The organism is Janthinobacterium sp. 17J80-10, from assembly GCF_004114795.1.
Taxonomy (GTDB): domain Bacteria; phylum Pseudomonadota; class Gammaproteobacteria; order Burkholderiales; family Burkholderiaceae_D; genus Paucimonas.
In genome coordinates this window covers 2369126-2393002 of record NZ_CP035311.1, presented here as the reverse complement: position 1 = coordinate 2393002, position 23877 = coordinate 2369126, and the positions used below count along the sequence as shown (strand labels likewise).

The following is a 23877-nucleotide window of genomic DNA, read 5'->3' as shown; positions in this document are numbered from 1 at the left end:
TGGCTTTATAATGCCACTCTTGCTGCACTGCGCCCCACTGTTTTTTCAGGAGCATCATGGAAACGCTGATCAAGACCGTTGAATTCGAACGTCCGCAAATGGATGCCGGCACCAGTTGCGTTGCCAACGCCTGGGCCAAGGTGCCGGATAATCCGACGCTGGAAGAAAAGGCGGCATTGAAGGAGCGCATCCGCAAGCTCCTGAAGGAAAAGCAGGCAGTGCTGGTGGCGCATTACTACGTCGATGCCGACTTGCAAGACCTCGCCGAGGAAACCGGCGGCTGCGTGTCGGATTCGCTGGAAATGGCGCGTTTCGGGCGCGACCATCCTGCCAAGACCCTGGTGGTGGCTGGCGTAAAGTTCATGGGCGAGACCGCCAAGATCCTCAGCCCCGATAAAACCATCCTGATGCCGGACCTGGATGCGACCTGCTCGCTCGACCTGGGTTGCCCTGCCGATGAGTTTGCCGCCTTTTGCGATGCCCACCCGGACCGGACCGTGGTCGTGTATGCCAATACCAGCGCAGCGGTCAAGGCGCGCGCCGACTGGATGGTGACATCGTCCATCGGCTTGCAGATCGTCGAACACCTGCATGCGCAAGGCAAGAAAATCCTGTGGGCGCCGGACAAGCACCTGGGCAGCTATATCCAGAAAAAGACCGGCGCCGACATGTTGTTGTGGCAGGGATCCTGCCTCGTGCATGACGAATTCAAGGGCGTCGAACTGGAGTTGCTGAAGCAAGAGCATCCGGGCGCCAAGATCCTGGTGCACCCGGAGTCGCCCGAAGCCGTGGTGGCGCTGGCGGATGTGGTCGGCTCCACCTCGCAGCTGATCGCTGCAGCCAAGTCGCTGGATGCCAAGGAGTTTATTGTTGCCACCGACAACGGCATCCTGCACAAGATGAAAATGGCAGCGCCGGGCAAGATTTTCATCGATGCCCCGACTGCCGGCAACAGCGCTACCTGCAAGAGCTGCGCCCATTGCCCCTGGATGGCCATGAATGGCTTGCGCAACCTGGCCGAGGTGCTGGAAACCGGCAGTAATGAAATCCATGTCGATCCGGAAATCGGCCGCAAGGCTTACGTCTGCATCGACCGTATGCTGGATTTCGCCGCCAAGCAGAAAGCCAATGTGCGCCCCTCCGGCGACCTGGCGAAAGAACAAACACTGTTTTCTGGAATTGGACCCGCATGAGTACGCTCAAGAATCCCTTTGCCCCTTTCGATCCGCTGCTGAAGGCGGCATTCGAGGCCAATATCATTGCCGCCATCACCGAGGATGTGGGCAGCGGCGACGTCACCGGCAAGCTGGTGCCGGCGCAGGAATGGGTCAAGGCGCAGGTAATCGTGCGTGAAGCGGCAGTGCTTGGCGGCGCGCCCTGGTTCGAGGGCGTGATGAAAGAACTCGATGCCCGCATCGAAATTGACTGGAAATATGCCGAAGGCGACTTGATGGCAGCCGACAGCGTTGTTTGCAGCATCGCGGCGCCGGCACGCGCGTTGCTGACGGCCGAGCGGCCTGCGCTGAACTTCCTGCAGCTGCTGTCCGGCGTGGCCAGCGCCACGCGGCGCTATGTGGACGTGATTGCCGGCACCCGTGCTGCCATTCTCGATACCCGCAAGACGCTGCCGGGCTTGCGCCTGGCGCAGAAATACGCGGTGCGCGTGGGCGGCGGCAAGAACCAGCGCATGGCCTTGTACGACGGCATACTGATCAAGGAAAACCACATCGCCGCGGCCGGGGGTGTCAGCGCTGCAATGCAGGCGGCACTTGCCTTGAAAGCCGGTGTGTCGATCCAGATTGAAGTCGAGAACCTGGCCGAGATGGAGCAGGCGCTGGCAGCGGGTGCCGTCTCCATCCTGCTGGATAATTTCACGCCCGAGGCGATGCGCGAAGCAGTAAAAGTCAATGCCGGCCGCGCCGTGCTGGAAGCGTCCGGCGGGGTCAACATGGACAGCGTGCGCGCGATTGCCGAGACCGGTGTCGACCGGATTTCGATCGGCAGCCTGACCAAGGATGTCAAGGCGACCGATTATTCGCTGCGGATCATTGGCAACTAACGCCGCTTCGGTGTCAGCACCGTTGGAAGTGCTTTGGGTAGGGTGTCGGGGTAATCACGGCTGAAATGCAGGCCGCGGCTTTCCCGGCGCGACAGGGCGCTCTGGACGATCAGCGAAGCGACGTCGACCAGGTTGCGCAACTCCAGCAGGTCCGGCGTGATGCGGAAATTGGCGTAATACTCATCGATCTCTTCTTTCAGCATGCGGATGCGGTGCTCGGCCCGCTCCATGCGCTTGGTGGTGCGCACAATGCCGACATAATTCCACATTGACCGGCGCAATTCATCCCAGTTTTGTGTGATGACCACTTCTTCATCGGCATTGGTGACACGGCTTTCATCCCAGTCCGGCAGGGCGACTGCCGCCGGCTTGGGTTGTTGTTCGATATGGGTGGCTGCAGCGCGGCCCAGCACGACGCATTCGAGCAGCGAATTGCTGGCCAGGCGGTTGGCGCCATGCAGGCCTGTGCAAGCCGTTTCGCCGACGGCGTAAAGTCCCTTGACGTCCGTGCGGCCGGCCAGATCGGTCACCACGCCGCCGCAGGTGAAGTGTACCGCCGGCACCACCGGGATCGGCTGCTTGGTGATATCGATGCCCAGCTCCAGGCAGCGTGCATAGATCGTGGGGAAGTGCTCTTGCAGGAATTCCGGGCTCTGGTGCGTAATGTCGAGATCGACATGATCGAGGCCGCGTTTTTTCATTTCAAAGTCGATTGCACGCGCCACGATATCGCGTGGCGCCAGTTCGGCGCGTTCGTCATGCTCCGGCATGAAGCGCTTGCCGGCCTCGGCGCCATCTTCCCGCGGCAGGCGCAGGAGGCCGCCTTCGCCGCGAACCGCTTCGCTAATCAGGAAGGATTTTGCATAGGGGTGGTACAGGCAGGTCGGGTGGAACTGGATGAACTCCATGTTGGAGACGCGGCAACCGGCACGCCATGCCATGGCAATGCCGTCGCCGGTGGCAGTGTCAGGATTGGTCGTGTAGAGATAGACCTTGCCGGCGCCGCCGGTGGCCAGCACGGTCTGGCTGGCGGCGATTGTCAGTACCTTGCCGCTGGCGGTGTCCTGCACGTACACGCCCAGGCACGTGGGCGCACCCCCGCTGCCGGCGCTGCCGCGCTTCGTCAGCTTGTCGGAGGTGACCAGGTCGATGGCGAAATGGTTTTCCAGCAGGGTGATATTGGGGTGGTTGCGGACTTTCTGTTCCAGCGTCACCTGCACGGCGTGACCGGTGGCGTCGGCAGCATGAATGATGCGGCGCTGGCTGTGGCCGCCTTCGCGAGTCAGGTGGAACCCCAGTTCCGCCTCGGCGTCGCGGGTGAACGGGACACCCTGTTCGATCAGCCATTCGATGGCTTCACGGCCATGCTCGACGATGAAACGGGTGGCGCCTTCGTCGCACAGCCCGGCCCCGGCTACCAGGGTGTCGGCAATATGCTGTTCGTGGCTGTCGCCGGAATCGAGCACTGCAGCAATGCCGCCTTGCGCCCAGTTGCTGGCGCCGTCGAGCAGCGACAATTTGGAAATGACGACAACCTTGTGCGTTTTTGCCAGGTGCAGGGCGACCGACAGGCCTGCCAGGCCGCTGCCGATAATGGCAACATCGAATTTCATGGGGTAACTTTCAGCTTTTACCATTGTTATGGACGACATTGCCATGACTATAGACCATTTGGGGCAGGAATGCAGGCTGCGAATGGCCCGCACGGGCCTGTGCTAATCTCGCAATGTTGAAAATTTCGGCGGCTGCAAAGGCGGAGGATGGATGCGTAAAATTGTGAAATGGTTCGGGTTCAGCCTGCTGTCGACCGCCTTGCTGCTGGTTGCCGGGCTGCTCTGGTATCGTTCCGCAAGCCAGCCCCAAGTTACCGGGGTTTTGCAGATGCCGGGCCTTGCCGCACCGGTGGATATCGTGCGCGATGCTGCCGGGGTGCCGCATATCTACGCGCAATCGTCCGCCGACGCATATTTTGCGCTCGGATTCGCGCATGCGCAGGACCGCTTGTGGCAACTGGAGATGAACCGCCGCATCGCTGCCGGGCGCATGGCGGAAATTCTCGGGCCAAAGGCTGTGCCGACCGACCGTTTCCTGCGCACGCTGGGGATACGCCGCAACGCCCAGCTGATCCTGGGGCGCCTGGCGCCGGATACGCGCGCCGCGCTGCAAGCCTATGCAAGTGGCATCAATGCCTTTGTCGCCAATCGCAGCGGGCCCTTGCCGCCGGAATTTGTCCTCACCGGGACTGCAGCCCCCGAACCTTGGGAGCCGGCCGACTCGATTGCCTGGCAAACCATGATGGCCTGGGATCTCGGTGCCAACTGGACGCAGGAATTGCTGCGCATGCGCCTGGCGCAACGCCTCACCCTGGCGCAAATCAATGAATTCCTGGCGCCTTATCCGGGCGAAGCACCGCTGGCGACCCGGGATTACACGGCGTTCTATCGCCAGTTTGCCGGCATCGGCCAGCAATTGGCGCGCCTGGCGCAAATCGCCCCGCCATCGTATGTCGAGGGCATGGGCTCCAATAATTGGGTGCTCGCTGGCAAGCATACCGTCAGCGGCAAGCCCTTGCTGGCCAATGACCCGCACCTTGGCCTTTCGGCGCCATCGCTGTGGTACCTGGCGCATCTTTCTGCTCCCGGCCTGAATGTTATCGGCGCCACCTTGCCAGGCATACCAGCAGTCGTGCTCGGACGCAACGACCGGATTGCCTGGGGCTTTACCAATACTGCGCCGGACGTCCAGGACCTGTACATCGAACGCATACGCCCCGACAACCCGGGGCAGTATCAGGTACCCGGCGGGTGGGCCGACTTTCAACGGCGAATGGAAATCATCAAGGTCAAGGGGCAGCCCGACATCCAGATGGCGGTACGGGAAAGCCGTCATGGCCCGATTGTCAGCGGCGCCCTGGCGGCACTGGAAAAGGCGCCGCTCGATGCGGGACAGTATGCGGTGGCATTTGCCTGGACTGCGCTGCGGCCAGATGACATGACGCTGCAGGCTGGCCTGCGCTACAACCGCGCGCGCAGCTGGACGGAATTCGTCGAGGCATCGCGGGAATGGCATGCGCCGCAGCAGAGCATGGTGGTGGCCGATATCGATGGCAACATCGGCATGATCGCCCCCGGGCGGGTGCCATTGCGCAAGCGCGAAAACGACCTGCGCGGGCTGGCGCCGGCGCCGGGCTGGGATAGCCGTTACGACTGGAATGGCTTTATACCTTTCGATGCCTTGCCGCGTCAGGACAATCCGGCCGCCGGGCGGATCGTCACCGCAAACCAGAAGATTGTCGGGGCCGACTATCCCTGGTTCATCACCAGCGAATGGACTCTGCCTTATCGCGCCGGGCGTATCGAAGAACTGCTTGCCGCTTCCCCAAAGCATAGCCTGGATACCTTTGCCGCGATGCAGAAGGATGCATTGTCGCCGGCAGTGCGCGAGTTGCTGCCGCGCCTGCGGAAAACCACGCCGTCCAGCGAGCGCGCCCGCAAGGCAATCGACATGCTCTCGCGCTGGGATGGCGAGATGGCGGCAGGCCGGCCCGAGCCGCTGATTGCCACTGCCTGGCTGCGCGAGCTCTCCCGCCTCATATTCGCCGATGAACTTGGCGCGGGACTTTTCAGCGAGTACTGGCAGTATCGCAATTTTCATCAGGCCATGCTGAATGTCATGCGCGACAAGGACGGGCAGGGACGCTGGTGTGCCGGCGCCGGGCAGGGGGCGATAGCGCCGGTAGATGCCTGCAGTGCGTTGTTGCCGCGCGCGCTGGAAGCCGCCCTCGATGATCTGGAAAACCGGTATGGCCGCAATGCACTCGCATGGCGCTGGGGAGAGGCGCATGCGGCGCGTTCGGAACACCGCCCATTTGGTACGGTGGCAACCCTGAACCGTCTCTTCAATGTCGAAGTGCCGAGTGCCGGCGATACCTTCAGCATCAATGTCGGCCGCAATAATCCGGGCAACGAGGCCGAGCCCTTTCTCAATCGCCACGCCGCCGGCCTGCGCACCTTGTTCGACCTGGGTGATCTCGAGAAATCCCGGTTCATGCACTCTACCGGCCAATCGGGCAATGTGTTCTCGCCGTTGTACCGCAACCTCGCCACGCAGTGGGCAGGCGTTGAATATCTGCCCATGCAAACCGGACGTGCAACGGTCGAGCAGGGACAGATGGGTACGTTGAGGCTGGCGCCCTAGAACGCCAGGGCGATGGATTGCGCCGGGCGCAGCAGTCGTTCGGCTTCCTGCGCGCTGACCGAGCGGGAAAACGCATAGCCCTGGCCCATGTTGCATCCCATGATTTCAAGCAGATTGGCCTGCTCGGCGGTTTCAACGCCTTCTGCCACAGTGTCGAGCTTCAGGGCGGCTGCCAGGGCCAGGATCAGGCGCACGATTTCCGCATCGCCAGGGTTCTTTGCGAGCGCGTGGATGAAGGCCTTGTCGATCTTCAGGACATCCAGCGGCAGTTTTTGCAGGTAAGCCAGCGACGAATAACCCGTGCCGAAGTCATCCAGCGCCAGGCGGAATCCCATCGATTTCAGCATCGTGAGGGTTTCCACCGTCTGCAGCGGGTTGGCCATCGCGGATGATTCCGTTATCTCCAGTTCTATCGCCGCAGGCAACGCGCCAGTGCGTTCAAGAATGGCGGCAACTTCCGCGGGGAAGGATGACTGCAGCAACTGGCGCATCGAAACATTGACCGCAATCGTAATCCCCTCGGTTTCGGGTTGCTGCCGCCATGATGCCGCCTGCCGGCAGGCTTGTTCGAGTGCCCAGAGTCCGACGGGCACGATCAGGCCGGAAGCCTCGGCGATGGGAATGAATTCATGCGGGGCGATCTCGCCATGTTGCGGATTGTTCCAGCGCAGCAGCAATTCAAAGCCGCGAATGGTGCTGTCGGCCAGCGCCACCTTGGGCTGGTAGGAGAGCGACAGTTCGTCGCGTTCAAGGGCGAAGTGCAGCGCAGCTTCCAGTTGCGCAGACCGGGTGCGCAGATTCTGTAGCTCTGCATCGAAGACTTCCACGCGATTGCGGCCGCATTCCTTGGCCTGGTACATCGCGGCATCGGCATCCCTCAGAAGGTCGGAGGGATTGCCATGTCCGGCATGCAGGAAAGCAATGCCGATGCTGGCCTGGAGCTTGACGACCACGTTGTCGAGCACCATTTGCCGCGCTACGGCGGCCAGCAGCGCCTCGGCTTTGACAGTCGCTTCCTGTGGAGTGGAATCTGCTAGCACGACGAATTCATTGCCGCCGAGGCGGGCGAGGAAATCTGCCGGAGCCAGTTCCGCAGCGATGCGCCGGGCAAGTTCGAGCAGGCACTTGTCGCCGAATTCATGGCCATGGATATCGTTGAGGCTCTTGAAAAAATCCAGATTGCACACGAAGACTGCCAGGCGGCTCTGCTTTTCGCGGAATGCGTCGATGGCGCCCGTGAGCTTCTTGAGCACGTGGCGGCGGTTGGGCAATCCCGTCAACGGGTCATGCAAGGCTTGCTGCTCCAGGCGCAGTTCATACTCCTTGCGTTCGCTGATGTCCTCGATGCTGAATACCAGGCCCTTGATGGCAGGGTCATGGAGCAGGTTGTAGCCGCACACCTCGACCCAGACCCAGTGCCCATCTTTATGGCGTGTGCGGTGGCGCGAAAAGATGGTGCTGCGCGGTGTATGGCGCAGATATCGCAGCTTGTCGCGTCCCTTCAGGTCGTCGTCGGGATGGAGGGAGTCCCGCAAGGTCATCTGATATAGCTCCTGGTCGCTGAAGCCGATAATTTCACGGATCGCCGGATTGACATAGGTGACCATGTACTTCGGATCGACGATCATCAGGCCGTGCCGCGTGGCACGGGCCACGGCGTCGAAGCGCCGCTGGTCGAGATGCGCTTTTTCCAGCGCCAGGGCATTTTGCTTGAGCGCACGTCCGAGCAAGCGCGACAGCAGGCTGACAAACAGCGTTGCATACAGGTGCGGCATCCAGTCGCTCAGGCTGATGTCGAGCTTGACCCGTAAAAGGAACTGGAGGGTGACGATGGCAATCGCCGAAGCAAGAGCCGCACCGGCTTCCAGCGGCAGGAGGAATACGCCGGCCAGTGCGATCAGCCAGGATAAATTGATGGACGGTAGCGTGCGCTGCAGCGCCAGCACCGAAAAGGCAAGCATGGCCACGGCCATTTCGAACAGGATGCGGCGCGGGTCATAGGCCATTACCTGCGGCCAGATAAAGCGCCAGAGCGCCGTCAGGAACAATAGCAGCACAATCCCGAGCGCCACGACAGTGGCGTCGGAAAATACCAGCCGCTGCGCAGCACTGGCGCCGGCTGCATGCGCCAGCAGGATAATGTACAGGAACAGCGACGATAGCCGGAACACCTCGTTGATACTGAGGGTGCCGTCGGGGCGCAGCAGTCGCAGTTTCATGCCTGTGCCGGCACAGGCTTGACGCATTGCGCTGCCTGGCGGGCAATGATGCGCGCGCTTTCGATATCGCCCGCGCTGGCCAGGGCAACGCCCATGCGGCGGCGGGCGAAGGATTGCGGCTTGCCGAACAGGCGGATATCGACACCGGGCAGTGCCAGCGCTTCAGCCACGCCCTCGAAAGCGATTCCAGCCGCTTCAAGCTGGCCGTAGATTACCGCCGAGGCGGCGGGATTTGCCAAACTGGTGTCGACCGGCAGGCCCAGGATGGCTTTGGCATGCAGTTCGAATTCGCTCTGGCGCTGGCTGGCCATGGTGACCATGCCGGTGTCGTGCGGGCGCGGGCTGACTTCCGAAAACCAGACCATGTCGCCCTTGACGAACAGCTCCACGCCGAATACGCCGAGACCACCCAGGTTGTCGGTGACGGCTTTGGCGATTTCGCGGGCACGTTGCAGCGCCAGCGGTGCCATCGGGTGCGGCTGCCAGGATTCGACGTAGTCGCCGTGCACCTGCAGGTGCCCGATCGGTTCGCAGAAACCGGTGGCAGGATTGCCGTTGCCATCGAGCGAACGCACGGTCAGTTGGGTGATTTCATAGTCGAAGTCGATGAAGCCTTCGACGATCACGCGGCCGGCATCGACGCGGCCACCCGCAGCGGCGTACTTCCAGGCTGCCTCGACTTCCGCTGTGCTGTCGATCCTGGACTGCCCCTTGCCGGAAGAAGACATGACGGGTTTGATTACACACGGAAATCCGATGTCGGTGCAGGCGACTTGCAATTCTTCCAGGCTGTCGGCGAAGCGGTACGGCGATGTCGGCAAGCCAAGTTCCTCGGCAGCCAGGCGCCGGATACCTTCGCGGTTCATGGTCAGCCAGGCTGCGCGAGCTGTCGGGATCACGGTCGTCTTGCCGGCTTTTTCGAGTTCGAGCAGAGCAGGGGTCGCGATCGCCTCGATTTCCGGCACAACCATGTGCGGTTGCTCACGCTCGATCAGGGCGGTGAGCGCGGCGCCATCGGTCATGTCGATGACGTGCGCGCGATGCGCCACCTGGTGCCCCGGTGCGTTCGCATAACGGTCGACCGCAATGACCTCGACCCCAAGCCTCTGCAATGCAATGACGACTTCCTTGCCGAGTTCGCCGGCGCCGAGCAGCATGACTTTGAAGGCTGAAGGGGACAGTGGCGTACCAAGGCGGCGCTGCAAGGTCATGGGAGCTGGATATGAAGTTGATATTTGCAATACGGACAATGAAACATTATCAAATCTGCGGCACTTTGGACAGCCAAACCTGCATATATTTCATGCGCTTGTTCACGAGGGGCGAACCATGACGGCAGTCGATGCGCGGGGTTGGGCGATTTGTAACCAATAGTTATAGGCAGTTGTACCAAAGGCCGGGCGTTGCGCCGTTGTAGAATAAATTTGGCTGAAAGCTGCAGAGGGACTGTGACGGTAATTGGTTACAATCCCCGCGTTGGCGGCATGAGCAAGCCACGAGCAGCAAAACCAGCGGAAATGCAGGACAATGTGCGACCGAAATAGCCCGGCGCGCCCTGGCGCCATCGTGACCCGTTTAGAAAGGTAAATGCATGCAGCAGTTTCCAGTAGCCATCCCGTTTCTCGACGACCTGGGGGTGGAATTTCTTGGCATGGGCAACGGTGAGGCGCAAGTTGGCCTGACCCTTGAAGAGCGTCACATGAACAGCTGGCATGTCACTCACGGCGGACTCACCATGACCCTGCTCGATGTGGCGATGGCGATGGCCGGACGTTCACAAAATCCGGAAGTACATGCCAGCGTCACGGTGGAAATGAAGACCAGCTTCCTGCAGGCGGGCGGCACGCCTGGCAACCGCATTATTGCCAAGGGCAAGACTTTGCATCGCTCCACCACCATGTGCTTTTGCGAAGGCGAGGTCTGGAATGGCGACAAACTGGTAGCCAAGGCGATGGGCACCTTCAAGTACCTGAAGCGCAGTGATGCGGCGAAGCGGCTCAGCCGTACCTGAAAGGATAGGATGCATGGCCGATAAGCTTTCAGGCAGCGACATTCGCATCGAGCTCGGCGACTGGGAGATGCTCGGCAGTGCAGCGCGTATCGTGCGCAGCGAAGTCTTCATCGGTGAGCAACTGGTGCCGGTCGCGCTTGAATGGGATGAGATGGATGCCGTTGCGTTGCATGCGATTGCCCGCGATTCCGCAGGACAGGCGGTCGGCACGGGACGCCTGCTGCCGGACGGTCACATCGGCCGCATGGCAGTCTTACGCGGTGCGCGGGGCCAGGGCATTGGCGCGGCCATTCTGGCTGCCCTGATGCAGGCATCGCGGCGGCGCGGCGACGCGGAGTCACGATTGAATGCACAAACCCACGCGCAAGGCTTTTATGCGCGCTACGGTTTCAAGGGGGAGGGTGAGGAGTTCGACGATGCCGATATTCCCCACATCCACATGCGTTGCCGGCTGGGTTGAGAACACGGCGGCCAGATGCGCGCCGCCGACCAGGATTACTTGAGCAGCCGCTCGTACAACAGTGGCTCGTCGTTTGCCGCCAGCTTGACTACCGTCGAGGAACGGGTGCCGTAATCGGCGGATTCGATGTAGACCGCTGACAGCATGCGTTCCAGTTCGATGCTGACCCCGGTCTTGGGCAGGCGGCAGTCGGAGGCCCGGGTGGTATCGGACAGCATTTCAAAAAAGGCTTCTTCGGGTGCGCACTGGCACAGCAAGCTGGAAAATTGCGCCTTGGTGCGCACCACCTTGGGCCAGGAAGCGTCCAGCCCGGCATTCGACAAGCCATAGACACCCGGTGCAAGCGGCTTGCCATTGCGCTCGTCATCAACGGCGCGGTTGGAATACCAGATCAGCTGGTCGCGGTCGCCAACCAGCAGGTTGAAGCCATTGTACCGTTCGGCACCGGCGCCGATCTGCCCGATATAGTGCGCAGCGCTGGCGCTGCCGGACAGATAGTCGGCCACAAGCCTGCCGCGGCTCGGCGCGTCCGCCCTGGTTTCAGAGGGGGCGCGAATATTGGTGATGGCGGCAAAGCGGCCGTCACGCGTGACGCCCATCCACGTGCCGCCGCCTTTCAAGTCGCGCCCGGCATAGACATGCGGGTGATCCTGCCACCAGTCTGCCGGCGTGGCAGGACGGTCGTAAAATTCGTCGCGGTTGCCCGCTGCGATCAGCGGCGTGCCAGGAATGACTTGCCAGGCGAATACGATCAAGCACATGAAGTGACATCCAAAAAATATTCCGTGTGACGTTCGCCTTCGATGAGCGAAGCCACTTCCGACTGCTGTACCGCTTGCGCCAGTATCGCATCGAAATTGCCGGGAATGTTGAGGTAGGTTTCCATCCAGGTATGGCGTCCATCCTTTGTCTCGGGGCGGCGCTTGAGCGCCGCAGCCACGCCGCAGCGTTGCGTCAGCGCCGATTGCATCACCCTTACGTTTTCGGCCAGGGCTTGCGCGTGCCTGCAGTCGGCACGGTAGTAGATATAGAGGTCCATTCCTTGCCCGCGGAGTCAGTAAGCTACCATGCCGAAACGCGGCTCAGGCTGCATCCGGCAATGCATACGGCAGCGCTTGCATGCGCAGCGCGGGTCCGGCCGCCGACCCGAGATGGACGCTGCCTTCGTCGAGGGCCGCTGTTTTCAGCTCCACCAGCATGGCAAATTCGCCCGGGCCGTATTGTTCGGCGTTGACGACCATGCCGCAGGGTTGGTCGGGGTCCGCGACGGAAAATACTTCCATGCCTGCAGCGGGTGCGGCACCTGCGCCGGCGTCGGCCAAGGCAAGCGCCATGCGGCGCTTGAGCTTGCCGAGGTACTGGCTGCGGGCGACGATTTCCTGGCCGGGATAGCAACCCTTCCTGAAATTGACGCCGCCGATGACTTCAAAATTGACCATTTGCGGCACGAAGCTTTCTTGCGTGGCTTTGACAATTTGCGGTACCCCTGCAAGGATATCTGCCAGGCGCCACGACGCCGTGCCGGCCGGTTGCAGCTTCTGTGTAAGCTGCGGCCAGGCTTCCTGTGCCTGTTCGGGCGTGGTGATCCACTGGTAACGCGGTGCGCCGAAAGCGTCGGCGACGCGGATCAGGGCGCCACCGGCTGCATCGACCCGGGCATAGGGTGCGGCAGGCAATTCCTTCGCCCAGGGAGCCAGTGCCGCACCGGCTGCAGCGCCGCCAACTCCCAGCACAACGCGGGTGTCCGAGACATCGTGTGCCTTGACCTTGGCGCGCAAAATGAACATTTGCAGGCGCTTTTGCACCGTCGGCTGTATTTCACGCGGCAATTGCAAGAAAATGGCATCGCTCTCGCGCCACAGCAGCAGGCTTGCCAGCATGCGTCCCTTGGGGGTGCAGTAGGCGGCGAGCCGGGCTTCCCGCGCGCCCAGGTGCTCGACATCGTTAGTCAACTGGTTGTGCAGGAATTTTGCGGCTTCCTCGCCGGAAAACATCATCAACCCGAGGTCGGTGAGGGGGGTGATGAACCCTGCAGACGCCGTGTCCGGTGACAGGCCTGCCGCGGGGACGAGGGCATCGAATGCGCGGTCTTGCTCGAAACGATAGCCTTGTTCTTCCAGAAATTGCTGCCAGGGATGCATAGATATTGTGATCTCGTTCAGAAAATATCGTCGCCTTGCTTTGCTTGCTTGCGCGTCAATGCGATTATCATTAGGGCCTTTTCCGAGTCCCGTGACCGCGGACAGGCAAAGCTGCTGCGTTTTATTATAGATGCGTCGCGGATTTTTCGTCGGCGGCGCAAAATCGGCGTGTGGCGCGAAAACAAAAGGGGCATATGTGGCACGCAAGAAGCAGGTGAAAAGTATGGGACTATTCAAGAAAATCCTGGTATTGGGCGTGGTTGTGGCGCTATTGGCCGCCGCCGGCACAACTTACTGGGCGAGTTCGCCGATTCTGCTGCCCGGCGAGCCAGTTCGGGAATTCGCCATCGAGCCGGGCAGCAGCGTCAATGGCGCCGTGAACCAGATCGCCGATGCCGGCGTGCCAGTCAATTCCACCTTGTTCCTGTTACTTGCGCGCTTGTCGGGCAAGAGCGCAAAAATCAAGGCAGGCCATTACGAACTCAAGCCGGGCACTTCGCCGCTGAAGCTGCTCGACCAGCTGGTGCGCGGCCAGTTTGCCCAGGAATCACTGGCCATCATCGAAGGCTGGACGTTCCGCCAGATGCGCGAGGCCATTGCCGCCCATCCTGCCCTCAAGCACGATACGGTGCAGATGTCCGAGCGGGAATTGCTGGAAAAGGTGGCGCCCGGCTACAAGCTTGGGGAAGGGTTGTTTTTCCCGGACACCTATCTGTTTGCCAAGGGCGCCAGCGAAATCCAGATCTACCGCCAGGCCCACGCCCAGCTGATCAAGCGCCTGAACAAGGCCTGGGCTGCGCGGGACGCCGCGCTGCCGTACAAGACGCCCTATGAGGCGCTGGTCATGGCCTCGATCGTGGAAAAGGAAACCGGCACCGAAGCCGATCGCCGCATGATTGCCGGGGTATTCGTCAACCGCCTCAAGCGTGGCATGCTGCTGCAGACGGATCCGACCGTCATTTATGGCATGGGCGAAAAATACAACGGCAACATCCGCAAGCGCGACCTGGAGACTGACACGCCTTACAATACCTATACTCGTGCAGGCTTGCCGCCGTCGCCGATCGCCTTGCCAGGTGCGGCGGCTCTGGCGGCGGCCGTCAATCCGGCGTCGACAGACGCGCTGTTCTTCGTTTCCAGGGGCGACGGCAGCAGTGAATTTTCCAGTAACCTGAACGACCATAACCGGGCGGTTAACAAATACCAGCGATGAACAGGGCTGCACAGCATGAACAAGGGTAAATTCGTTACCTTCGAAGGAATCGACGGCGCCGGCAAGTCGACGCACATTGCCTACGTCGCCGGCCAGTTGCGCGCGCGCGGCATCGACGTGGTGGTGACCCGGGAGCCCGGCGGCACCAGCCTGGGTGAAAAGCTGCGCGAGCTGCTGCTGCACGAGCCCATGCACCTGGAGACCGAGGCCTTGCTGATGTTTGCAGCCCGGCGCGAGCATCTTGCGCAAGTCATCGAACCGGCACTTGCGCGCGGCCAGTGGGTGATCTCGGATCGCTTCACCGATGCCTCGTTTGCTTATCAGGGCGGCGGGCGCAAGCTGTCGATGGACAAGCTTGCGGTACTGGAAAAATGGGTGCATCCGGACCTGCAGCCTGACCTGACGCTCCTGTTCGACGTGCCCCTGGAAGTCGCCCGGGCACGGCTGGACGCCGCACGGGAACCGGACAAGTTTGAACAGGAAAAAGCAGATTTTTTTGCCGCCACGCGGGAAGCTTATCTCGGCCGGGCAAAGCAATTTCCCCAACGTTTCAGGCTGATTGATTCCACCCGAAGCATCGAAAAAATTCAGGAAGAACTTCAAGAGTTGCTTGCAACTATCTGAATTTTAATGGATTTAGGTTTACATCATAATTGAAGGTAATTTCTTTAATTGTGATGCATCGTTATGATTTTAAATGAATAGTGCTATTTTCCCCTGGCAAGAAGCGGCATGGAGCCAGCTGCAATCGCTGCGTGCACGGCTGCCGCATGCGATTCTTTTCCATGGCCCGGCCGGCATTGGCAAGACCGCATTTGCACTCGGTTTTGCCCAGGCATTGTTGTGCGAAACGCCCGATGCAACAGGGCATGCTTGCGGTAAATGCTCGTCTTGCGGATGGTTTGCGCAATACAGCCATCCCGATTTTCGACGCGTGCGTCCCGAGGTGCTCGAGGACGACGAAAACGGCGCCGGCGACGAGGATGACGAGGCCGCCGAGCCTAAAAAAACAGGCAAATCCACCAAGGCCCCCTCCAAGGATATTCGTATCGACCAGGTCCGTGCCCTGGCTGATTTCATGAATATTTCCACCCATCGCCAGGGCAAGCGGGTGGTTTTGCTGTATCCGGCTGAAGCGCTGAATGGCGCGGCTGCAAATGCCTTGTTGAAAACCCTGGAAGAGCCGCCGCCAAACACGGTCTTTGTGCTCGTTTCCAACAGTCTGGATCGCCTGCTGCCCACCATTCTGTCGCGTTGCCGCAAATTTTCTCTTGATCAGCCACCACTTGACCAGGCTCTTGCCTGGCTAAAGGCGCAAGGTGTCAGCAATGCCGAAGACTGGCTGGCCGAGCAGGGCGGCGCGCCGCTGGCGGCGCAGCAAATGGCCGAGAGCGGCAACCGTGAAACGATGGAGGAATTCCTGCAGCATCTTGCTCGTCCCGGGGTGGAAGGCGCCCTGAAAACGGCCGAGAAGATGCTGAAAACCGCACCCGCACAACAAGTCGAATGGCTACAACGCTGGCTTTATGACTTGTTTTCTATCAAGCTTTCAGGAAAAATCCGGTATTATCCTCGTTACCAAAAGCAATTGCTGGCCCTGGGCGGGCAAGTGGAAACCCCCGCATTGCTGCGAGCGATAAAGGACATGGGCGAGCGACGCGCAATTGCAGAGCATCCGCTGTCGCCGAAGCTCTTTATTGAAGACATGTTGCTGGACTATACAAAGCTGTATTCCCGATAAGAAGAAAAGGATCCACATGGCTGAAACGCCCGCTGCCAGTTCCGCCACCCCGGTCGCCAGGCCGTCGGTGCTGTCGCTGGCGATCAAGGAAAAATCGGCCCTGTACGCCGCTTACATGCCTTTCCTGGTCAACGGCGGCATTTTCGTGCCGACCAACAAAGGCTACAAGCTGGGCGACGATATCTACCTGATCCTGACCTTGATGGATGATCCGAACAAGTATCCCGTCGCAGGCAAGGTGGCGTGGGTCACGCCGGCTGGCGCCAACAACAACCGCGCCCAGGGGATCGGCGTGCATTTCCCCGGCGACGATACCGGAACAAAGATCCGCCAGCGCATCGAAGAACTGCTCGGCGCTGCCCTCGGTTCCTCGCGCGCGACCCACACCCTCTAGCCGCAATGCTGCTTGCATGGGCGTACAATAACGCCCATGTATATCGATTCCCACTGCCACATCAATTTCCCCGAACTGGCTGAAAAAATGCCTGAAGTGTTGTCTGCCATGGCCGACAACCAGGTCACGCACGCGCTCTGCGTTTCGGTCGACCTGCCGGACTTTCCGCAAGTGCTGGCGCTTGCCGAACAATATCCGCACGTGTATGCGTCCGTCGGGGTGCATCCGGATTACCCCGACACGCCCGAGCCGAGCGTGGACGACCTGGTGCGCCTGGCGAACCATCCCAAGATCGTCGCCATCGGTGAAACCGGCCTGGATTACTACCGCCTGGAGGGCGACCTTGAGTGGCAGCGCGAGCGTTTTCGCGTCCACATCCGCGCCTCCCGCGCGACCGGAAAGCCCCTGATCATCCATACGCGCGCGGCAGCCGAAGATACCATCCGCATCATGCAGGAAGAGGGCGCGGGGACAGACCAGGGCGGCGCAGGCGGCGTGATGCATTGCTTTACCGAGTCGCTTGCGGTTGCCGAAGCTGCCATGGCGATGGGTTTCTATATCTCTTTTTCCGGCATCGTCACCTTCAAGAACGCAAAAGAATTGCAGGCCGTGGCGCTGGCCGTCCCGCTGGAAAAAATGCTGATCGAAACCGATTCCCCCTATCTTGCGCCGGTGCCGCACCGGGGGCGAATGAACCAGCCGGCCTGGGTAAAGCATGTGGCGGAGTTCGTGGCGCAGCTGAAGGGCGTTCCGCTGGAACAGGTAGCCAAGCAGACTACGGACAATTTCTTTAACCTGTTCAAGGCTCACCGCTGACTGCAGCTTTTCAGGATATACAAGGACTTTCACGCCATGCCTGCCTCCCACGATTCCCTGTTGCGGCGTTTACGCCTGCTGGTGCTGATTGCCGTCTGTATGCCGATGGCAGCGTACAGCGGCGCGTTCGAGGATTTTTTCAACGCAGCCCGGAATGACAATGTTGACGAAATCAATTCGCTTCTCCATCGCGGTCTCGATCCGAATCTGGTGGAGGAAGAACGGGGCGAAACCGGCCTGATTATTGCCGTGCGAGAGGGGTCTGTTCGGGTTTTCAATGCCCTGCTCAACGCCCGCAACATCGACCTCGAAGTCAAGGCCCGCAATGGCGACAATGCCCTGATGGTGGCTGCCTACAAGGGTAACCGCAGTGCAGTCGAACTGCTGCTGGCCAAGGGCGCCGAAGTCAACCGCCCGAACTGGACGGCGCTGCATTATGCCGCTGCCGCAGGCAAGAACGATATCGTGCAGATGTTGCTCGACAGGGGCGCGGACGTCAATGCATCATCCCCCAACAAGACCACGCCACTGATGATGGCCGCCGGCGAAGGCCACATCATGACGGTCAAGCTGCTGCTCGACAGGGGCGCTGAGCTGGCAGTGAAAAATGAGTTAGGCTTGAATGCCCTCGATTTTGCCTCACGCAACGGGCACAAGGATATCGTCGATGGCTTGACCTACCGTCTCAAGCGCGCAGGGAAGCTATAGCCGACAGGCATGACCTTGGCCAGCAGTGATGACCTTGGCAAGCAGCGTTCAGCCGATACGGTCGCCCCAGACCGAATAATGCTGCACCAGCACGTTGGTGGTGAAATAGGCTTGCAGCGCCGCCAGTTCAAGCGCCACTTCGGCCGGAAACCCCTGACGGTCGCCACGGTTATCGATCATCAATTCATTGAAGTATTTTTCGCACGCAAGCGGATGCTTCCATAATTCCGCCAGTTTATGGGCGATGCGGGCATACTGAATCACCAACTGGCGCGGACGCAGTTCCGGCGGCAGTTGTTGCACCCAGGGCATCAACAGTTTGATGTCGGGCTTCGACTCGTATTTCGGAAAGCGATGGGTTTCCCAGATCTTGTCCAGCGATTTAGACGGCGGTAACTCTTGCCACGTCGTGTTGGTTATGTCTTCGACCGACGTTTTTTCGAAGGGGATGTCTTTCATTGTCGCTCCGCAACAGCTGCATATTGGCAATATTTATACCATTTTGCAGCGGGCGGTGCGAGATTAATCTGCGGCCGTTTACCGAAGCAGGCATGACCCTGCCGGGTTGCAATCAGTCCAGGAAACACCGCCCCCCATGTTCAAACTTGAGCTTTTCGCCGCCACTATGGCATGCGGGAGATTCTAAATGTCAATTCATTAATATTCTGGTGTGAGGCATTTAAGATTGCTTGCTATCCCATTGCCAAATGGTTGATCCATAATCAGAGCCAAGCATCGGCATAACGTCGCCTTCCTTGAAATGGCGACGGGAATTCATTTGCGCTGGAGTAAACCAAAAGCCAGTTTGCGGACAGGGCTGGCCGCCTTCGACACGCAAACGGGTTGGTGCGACAAGTGAGGGGGCGGACGGAATGTCGCTTTTGTCGGTAACTCGTTCAACGAGTGTCCAGGTAGCGGGGACGTAGCCACTGTTATCTTTTTGTGGAAAAATTGATGCTTTATTGGCTTCACCTATCATGTCATCGTCCGAACTAATCAGCAACGTCGGGAAGCTATTATCGACATCAGGTAAATAAATGCCGGTCTGCGGCGTGCGGTCACCACTCTTTACCCTTATCTTTGGATTGAGCCGATATGTTGGCCATGTCGATGGCGGGTTAAGCGGTTCATTTAATATTCCATCGTAGTTCGTTGTCAAATCACCCGGTGACCATATGCCGCTAGAAGTAATATTAATAGGTTTAGCGTAGCGATTTGCCAAAAATAGCAGTTCGTAATACTTATCTTCTGCGCCGGATTCAACTTGGTTCATCCATCCCGACCAGAATTCGCTTTGACCACGGATGTCGCCAGTGATGCCGCACGCGCAACCTAGTGCTTCATAGGCGCCGTGCGACAGTTTGATGTACCCATCATCCAATAATCGCATGGTATCCCGGAAATTCGGCAGCACCCGTTCACCCCAGACAATATCCGGCTGTTCCGGCAACGGTCGACTACGATACTCGGGCGGAAGATTGTGGACAAAACGATTCAGCAAATCTTCTACATAGTTGAGCATGTCTCGCCATGCATCGCGCATTTTTCTGAACCGTTCCAGCGAGATGTAGCGTTCCAGTAGAAAAATTTCTTGCGGTATTAGTGGCGTTGCCATGGTAATTATCCTTGATGCCAATTATTGGTCAAAATCGGCACTCCGACCAGATCGGTAGTTTCGCCAAAATTGCTGTAGCCCCAGTTTGTCGCTTGACGTATACCTATGTGTTCCTGCTTCAGATGCGCTGGATCTAGTACGATTTGGGTTGCGCCACCTTCCAACTTGTAAGCTGGCTTTCCTTTAAGTTCCTGCGTCCCTACAGTACCTTCCCAAACGTTTAACCCTTTGCCGGGCGGCACTGTGTAAGTTACAAATTCACCATTATGGTTCCAGTAGCCCCACACAGCAAATTTCCTGCGCCACTCGTCCTTACTTTTGAGTTTGTCGAACTCGGCTTTGCGCATCCAGCAGATATTATTGTCCGAGGAAGCGGGATCGACGATCCGGTATAAAGTTTCACCAGGCGGAATTGTTACCGGTTCTATTTTTCCTGCTTCAAAGGTGTCATATTTACTTTTAGTTGGGCCTTTTGCTACGTCACTCAAATCTGGCCAGCCATCTTGGATAGGAGCTTCTTTTGCAGGCTTATGCGTTACGTCCTTCGTTTTATCCACCCACGTCGGTTTTGCTTTCTCAATTGCTGCAACTTCCGTATCAAGCGTAGTCCGGCTGAACGTATGTCCATTCACCGATTTGGTCGCCGCCCGATAATTATTTTCCGCCTCAACATCCAATCGTTTTGCAAGCTGATCCAGCCAATCCTGCACTGGCTTGACCACTTCGCCAAGTTTGGCATTGGCGTCCTTGCGCACCTTCATCACTATATCCAGCAATGCGCCAGCCTTGGTCGCCATCGCCGCGCTGCCCCATTTCTGCACCAGATTGAGCAGCTTCTTGAGAGCACCGATAACCTCATCCATCACCTTCACTAATGCAGCCGTGTTGATTTTTCCTGCCAGTTCGCGCATGAATCTGGCTAGCTCTTTGTACGGGTTGTCCCATTTTAAGGCGGCCATCGCCTTGCGCACTTCAGGACGTGCCAAAAACTGGTTGAGTTTGCCGATGCCGGTTTCCACCCACGGCTTGCTGAAATTCCACAGGCCCTCTGCCAGCGGGGCGCTGGTCTTGAATGCAGCCTTGCGGCCATAAGCAAACAGGATTTTGAAGCAGCCTTTGACGAGAGAACCCAGCGTAGGAAACAATCCGATCAAGGTCAGTACCAGTGCGACCCAAGTCCATTGATTGCTGCTGTCTTCGTTGATCTTTCTGCAGTTGGCGACGACATCGCGCACGTCGCAGAGTTGGTCGACCAGCGGAATCATTGAAATGACCGTGCCGGTAATTGTTTGTGCGGTGGAGGCATTGTCATTGAAATCGCCTTGCAATACGCCCCATAACCATTCTGCCGCTGCACTCAAGTCCTGCCTGGCACTTTTGATCCAGCGTGTAGGCGCAGCACCGAACCATGCCAGCGCATTTTCAAATTGATTTTGCATCGGAAGTTATTGTTTTTTAGTGTTATCGCGCGTTCAGCTGAATCGGCTATTGGCCATGTCGACCATTTTCTGCAAAGGGTCCCAAGGCGCATCCGGCTTTGCTGGACGCTTTTCATACTCGACTGCCGCTGCGGACTCGGGAACGTTGTCGTGGCGGGCATGGCCCTTATCATTCAGCTTGCCGCTGATGACCGCGCCACTATCGAACTTGATCTTGTAGGCCAAGCCGGCCATCGGCTCGCCCTCTGCATCGCGATAGTTAATGGCGATCCAGTTTTTAATTTTTGCTGCAGAATCCGGCAGAAACGGCAAACTCGCATTGCCGCTGCCGCCGCCCTTGAAGGCATGCGAGGCCCCTTTGACCGACACGGAGGCCGGACAATGGATATCGATATTCCCGCCCTTGAGCCGGATATATCCGCCGCCGGAGGTCAGCAGGATTTCCTGCTTCGCCTGAATCCTGATGCTGGCATTCGACGAGGTGATCGTCATGGCCTGATCCGCCAGCACATCCATTGCTCCGGTATGGGCCTGCACCGTTACCGGACTATTGCCGGCAATGACCTTGGCCCCGCCCGCATGGGCAAACAGCGATGCCGCTCTGGCCGACACGACAGAGACGGCCTGTCCGGCGGTCACCCGCATGGCCAGATGGGTCGTCTGGGTCAGGTCCTGCCCGGCGTAGGCGATGCTGGAGGCCGGCGTGGCCACATTCATGCCGGCGGCGCTATCAAGTAAGCTCACTGGCTGGGAAAAGGCCGGCGCCTCATTGCCATCGGCGGTGTCCTTGCCGTCGAGTGTGTCGGCAAGCTTTTGCAAGCCCTCCGCCGTGGATAAACCAAGTGCCTGGTGCTGCACCGAGGCATCCGACAAGGCATTCGCCAGGTCCTTTCCGGCCCTGAGCTTCCCCTGAGCCTCCCCGGTATCGAGCTGGCTCGAGACTGCCTGGGCGCGCTGTGCAGTGGTGACGAACAACCCGCGCTTCGCCCGCAGAACGCCCCAGGCATCGCTTGCCACTTCCAGCCCCGTGCCGCGGAAACTCCCGCGTACATTGCCGTTCTGCCTGATCAGGTAACCGATGTTCAGCTGGCTGGCGGCATAACTGGACGAAAGCGCCTGGCGCAGTTGCCCCGGCGTGTCATCCATCACCCATTGCCCGAACCCGCCGCCGGCATATTCCTTGGACTTGAATCCCGCCAGCGCGCCCGGATGGTTATCGCCGCCATGGAAGGGCGGGGCATCCGCGCCGTTGTACACCTGGCCGGTGACGACGGGGCGGTCGATATCCCCGGCGATGAAATCCACCTGCACTTCCTGGCCGATGCGCGGAATGAAATTGCCGCCCCAGTTGGCGCCGGCGGCGGCTTCGGCCACACGCACCCAGGTGCCGGCACTTTCATTGCCGGGGGCATTCGCGTTAGCTGGATGAAGACCCTGGCCGGATGCGGCCTGCTCGCCGCGTTGCCAGGGGAACTGGATCCTGACGCGGTGGTCACGCTCGGTGGTGATTTCTTCGCCAGCGACGCCGACCACCAGCGCCACCTGGGCGCCCGGGGCGACCGGCTTCGGCTTCCAGTAGCGCGGTCGGATCGGCAGCGTACGCGGCACGCAGGTGAAACGGTTGCGGTAGGTGCCGGGCTCGGCGCTGTCTTGCCTGGCGAGGTGCGGCATGCCTGCAAAGAGATTGTTGGCGCCGCTGTGTTCGATCGTCAGCACGGCGAATTCGTTGTCGCCGTCGATGGATTCATGGTCGGCGCCGGTCAGGGTGAACCAGGAGCCCACTGCAAGTGCCCGCACCGAACTTTCGGCGTGGCGGACATGATGGGAAAGCTGCAGCGATTCGGCGCGTGCGCGGGCAATGCGCGCGGATTCAGCATCGTCGGTGTAGCGGTAGGCGCCGGCGCCTTCATGGATTTCCAGCATCGGCACATTCGGCGGTGCATCGCCAGTCACGTCTTCGGCTGCGGTAGCCGCCAGCTTCTTGTAATCCCAGCTGGAAAGCAGCACGGCATTGGCGTGTATTGCATGGCGCTGGCCAAATTGTGTGACGGTATCGACCGTTTCCGTGGCGGACGCCCGGTTGAAACGGATCGACGCCTGTTCGCCGGCGACAAGAAACGCGTTGTCGTCGAAGACTACAAAGCGGTGGCGGGCCTGGCCCTCCTTGCGCTCGACTGCGTCGCATGATGCTCCCGTAGATTTCCCGCCCTGGTCGTCATCGTGGGTGAAATAGAAATTCAGACCTTCTTCGGCCAGCAGGCGGGCGATGAAGTCGAAATCGCTTTCGCGGTATTGCATGGTGACTGACCGTGTCGGCAGTGCAGCCTTGACGTCGAAGCGATAGCTGGCGATGGCGTAATCGCGCAGGACTTCCTCGACAATCTCAAGCACGTTCTTGTCCTGGAAGGCGTAGTTGTCGCGCCGCTGCGTCAATCGCGACATCCATGGCGCCAGCGTCAGGCGGTAGCGCGTCAGCGCGCCGTCACTGCCCAGCTGCAGCGAAGACGTAACCATGCCGTGGAAAGCGCGCGTGGTGCCGTCGGCGCGCAACAGGCGCAATGTCACTTCCTGATCGGTCAGCGCCTTGAGTTCGAAATCGGCCGAGGTGGACAGACAATCGAGTTCGAAGCGAAACAGTTCCGACATGCCCTCGCGCCCGGAAAAGCGCTCGACCAGCAAGGCGGCCGCGTCCAGCGGTGTTTCAAGCGTCAATAATCGGTCATTCTGGGACAGGCTTTGCAGGAATGCGTGGCGGCCCGAGCCGGTCAAGCCGGTGTGGCCGGCAGGCCGCTGCGATATAGCTAAACCGGAATCGTCTGGCATCTCTTGCGGCTCCGCGTAAGTAAGGTGGAAACGATGCGCTA

At 59.7% G+C, this 23877-nt stretch carries 21 protein-coding genes; 11 read left to right on the top strand and 10 right to left on the bottom strand.

The annotated features are described in order from the left end of the window. Nucleotides 1-56: 56 nt before the first annotated feature. Together nadA and nadC are read left to right on the top strand one after the other, a co-directional pair. Nucleotides 57-1193, top strand: a complete 1137-nt coding sequence (gene nadA / locus EKL02_RS10640) for a quinolinate synthase NadA (protein WP_206732378.1) — start codon at nucleotides 57-59, stop codon at nucleotides 1191-1193. After that, entirely contained in the window at nucleotides 1190-2059 is an 870-nt protein-coding gene (gene nadC, locus EKL02_RS10635) for a carboxylating nicotinate-nucleotide diphosphorylase (RefSeq protein ID WP_128902024.1), read from the top strand. Before nadA ends, nadC begins: the two co-directional genes overlap by 4 nt. Here nadC and nadB read toward each other — a convergent pair. Next, entirely contained in the window at nucleotides 2056-3672 is a 1617-nt protein-coding gene (nadB, locus tag EKL02_RS10630; protein ID WP_128902023.1) for an L-aspartate oxidase, read from the bottom strand. The genes nadC and nadB overlap by 4 nt on opposite strands. A gap of 151 nt (nucleotides 3673-3823) precedes the next feature. Between nadB and EKL02_RS10625 the strand changes: the two genes are divergently transcribed. Next, nucleotides 3824-6256, top strand: a complete 2433-nt coding sequence (locus EKL02_RS10625) for a penicillin acylase family protein (RefSeq protein ID WP_128902022.1) — start codon at nucleotides 3824-3826, stop codon at nucleotides 6254-6256. On the opposite strand, the gene EKL02_RS10620 is transcribed toward EKL02_RS10625, so the two are convergent. After that, complete coding sequence (locus EKL02_RS10620; protein WP_241687689.1) at nucleotides 6253-8475, bottom strand: EAL domain-containing protein; 2223 nt, start codon at nucleotides 8473-8475, stop codon at nucleotides 6253-6255. The genes EKL02_RS10625 and EKL02_RS10620 overlap by 4 nt on opposite strands. Further along, a complete protein-coding gene (gene purT / locus EKL02_RS10615) occupies nucleotides 8472-9686 on the bottom strand; it encodes a formate-dependent phosphoribosylglycinamide formyltransferase (protein WP_128902021.1) in 1215 nt (404 codons plus the stop codon). Before purT ends, EKL02_RS10620 begins: the two co-directional genes overlap by 4 nt. 380 nt (nucleotides 9687-10066) lie before the next feature. Here purT and EKL02_RS10610 point away from each other — a divergent pair, with 380 nt between their 5' ends. After that, on the top strand, nucleotides 10067-10486 hold the full coding sequence (locus tag EKL02_RS10610) for a PaaI family thioesterase (RefSeq protein WP_128902020.1): 420 nt from the start codon (nucleotides 10067-10069) through the stop codon (nucleotides 10484-10486). 13 nt (nucleotides 10487-10499) lie between these two features. Continuing rightward, entirely contained in the window at nucleotides 10500-10946 is a 447-nt protein-coding gene (locus tag EKL02_RS10605) for a GNAT family N-acetyltransferase (protein WP_206732377.1), read from the top strand. Between the two features lie 35 nt (nucleotides 10947-10981). On the opposite strand, the gene EKL02_RS10600 is transcribed toward EKL02_RS10605, so the two are convergent. From EKL02_RS10600 to EKL02_RS10590, 3 genes are read right to left on the bottom strand one after another with little or no spacing between them, the layout of a single operon-like run. Continuing rightward, nucleotides 10982-11707, bottom strand: coding sequence for an NRDE family protein (locus EKL02_RS10600; protein WP_128902019.1), 726 nt, complete (start codon nucleotides 11705-11707; stop codon nucleotides 10982-10984). After that, complete coding sequence (locus EKL02_RS10595) at nucleotides 11698-11985, bottom strand: DUF4936 family protein (RefSeq protein ID WP_128902018.1); 288 nt, start codon at nucleotides 11983-11985, stop codon at nucleotides 11698-11700. The genes EKL02_RS10600 and EKL02_RS10595 overlap by 10 nt, the downstream gene beginning before the upstream one ends. Nucleotides 11986-12028: 43 nt before the next feature. Next, the gene (locus EKL02_RS10590; protein WP_206732376.1) at nucleotides 12029-13087 is read right to left on the bottom strand and encodes a folate-binding protein YgfZ; all 1059 of its coding nucleotides are present in this window, start codon (nucleotides 13085-13087) and stop codon (nucleotides 12029-12031) included. A 223-nt stretch (nucleotides 13088-13310) separates the two neighbouring features. On the opposite strand from EKL02_RS10590, the gene mltG reads away from it, so the two are divergent. The 6 genes from mltG (at nucleotide 13311) to EKL02_RS10560 (ending at nucleotide 17959) form a co-directional block, all read left to right on the top strand. Beyond that, nucleotides 13311-14300 carry an endolytic transglycosylase MltG gene (mltG, locus tag EKL02_RS10585; protein ID WP_128902017.1) on the top strand — a complete coding sequence of 330 codons (990 nt, stop codon included), beginning with the start codon at nucleotides 13311-13313 and terminating at the stop codon, nucleotides 14298-14300. A 15-nt stretch (nucleotides 14301-14315) separates the two neighbouring features. Further along, nucleotides 14316-14924 carry a dTMP kinase gene (tmk, locus tag EKL02_RS10580; protein ID WP_128902016.1) on the top strand — a complete coding sequence of 203 codons (609 nt, stop codon included), beginning with the start codon at nucleotides 14316-14318 and terminating at the stop codon, nucleotides 14922-14924. Nucleotides 14925-14997: 73 nt separating this feature from the next. Next, complete coding sequence (locus EKL02_RS10575; protein ID WP_128902015.1) at nucleotides 14998-16041, top strand: DNA polymerase III subunit delta'; 1044 nt, start codon at nucleotides 14998-15000, stop codon at nucleotides 16039-16041. A 16-nt stretch (nucleotides 16042-16057) separates the two neighbouring features. Then, nucleotides 16058-16435: a PilZ domain-containing protein gene (locus tag EKL02_RS10570; RefSeq protein WP_128902014.1), complete on the top strand. Its 378-nt coding sequence runs from the start codon at nucleotides 16058-16060 to the stop codon at nucleotides 16433-16435. Nucleotides 16436-16471: 36 nt separating this feature from the next. Beyond that, nucleotides 16472-17251: a TatD family hydrolase gene (locus tag EKL02_RS10565; protein WP_128902013.1), complete on the top strand. Its 780-nt coding sequence runs from the start codon at nucleotides 16472-16474 to the stop codon at nucleotides 17249-17251. Between the two features lie 36 nt (nucleotides 17252-17287). Continuing rightward, entirely contained in the window at nucleotides 17288-17959 is a 672-nt protein-coding gene (locus EKL02_RS10560; protein WP_128902012.1) for an ankyrin repeat domain-containing protein, read from the top strand. Nucleotides 17960-18007: 48 nt separating this feature from the next. Here the strand turns inward: EKL02_RS10560 and EKL02_RS10555 are convergent, their stop codons facing one another. The 4 genes from EKL02_RS10555 to EKL02_RS10540 all read right to left on the bottom strand — a co-directional run bounded on the left by EKL02_RS10555 (nucleotide 18008) and on the right by EKL02_RS10540 (nucleotide 23836). Beyond that, nucleotides 18008-18418 carry a hypothetical protein gene (locus tag EKL02_RS10555; protein ID WP_128902011.1) on the bottom strand — a complete coding sequence of 137 codons (411 nt, stop codon included), beginning with the start codon at nucleotides 18416-18418 and terminating at the stop codon, nucleotides 18008-18010. Nucleotides 18419-18638: 220 nt separating this feature from the next. Then, on the bottom strand, nucleotides 18639-19574 hold the full coding sequence (locus EKL02_RS10550) for a hypothetical protein (RefSeq protein ID WP_128902010.1): 936 nt from the start codon (nucleotides 19572-19574) through the stop codon (nucleotides 18639-18641). 5 nt (nucleotides 19575-19579) lie between these two features. After that, nucleotides 19580-21013: a hypothetical protein gene (locus tag EKL02_RS10545; RefSeq protein WP_128902009.1), complete on the bottom strand. Its 1434-nt coding sequence runs from the start codon at nucleotides 21011-21013 to the stop codon at nucleotides 19580-19582. A 33-nt stretch (nucleotides 21014-21046) separates the two neighbouring features. Next, nucleotides 21047-23836 (bottom strand): type VI secretion system Vgr family protein, encoded by a 2790-nt coding sequence (locus EKL02_RS10540; protein ID WP_128902008.1) that lies wholly within the window; start codon nucleotides 23834-23836, stop codon nucleotides 21047-21049. Nucleotides 23837-23877 lie beyond the last annotated feature (41 nt).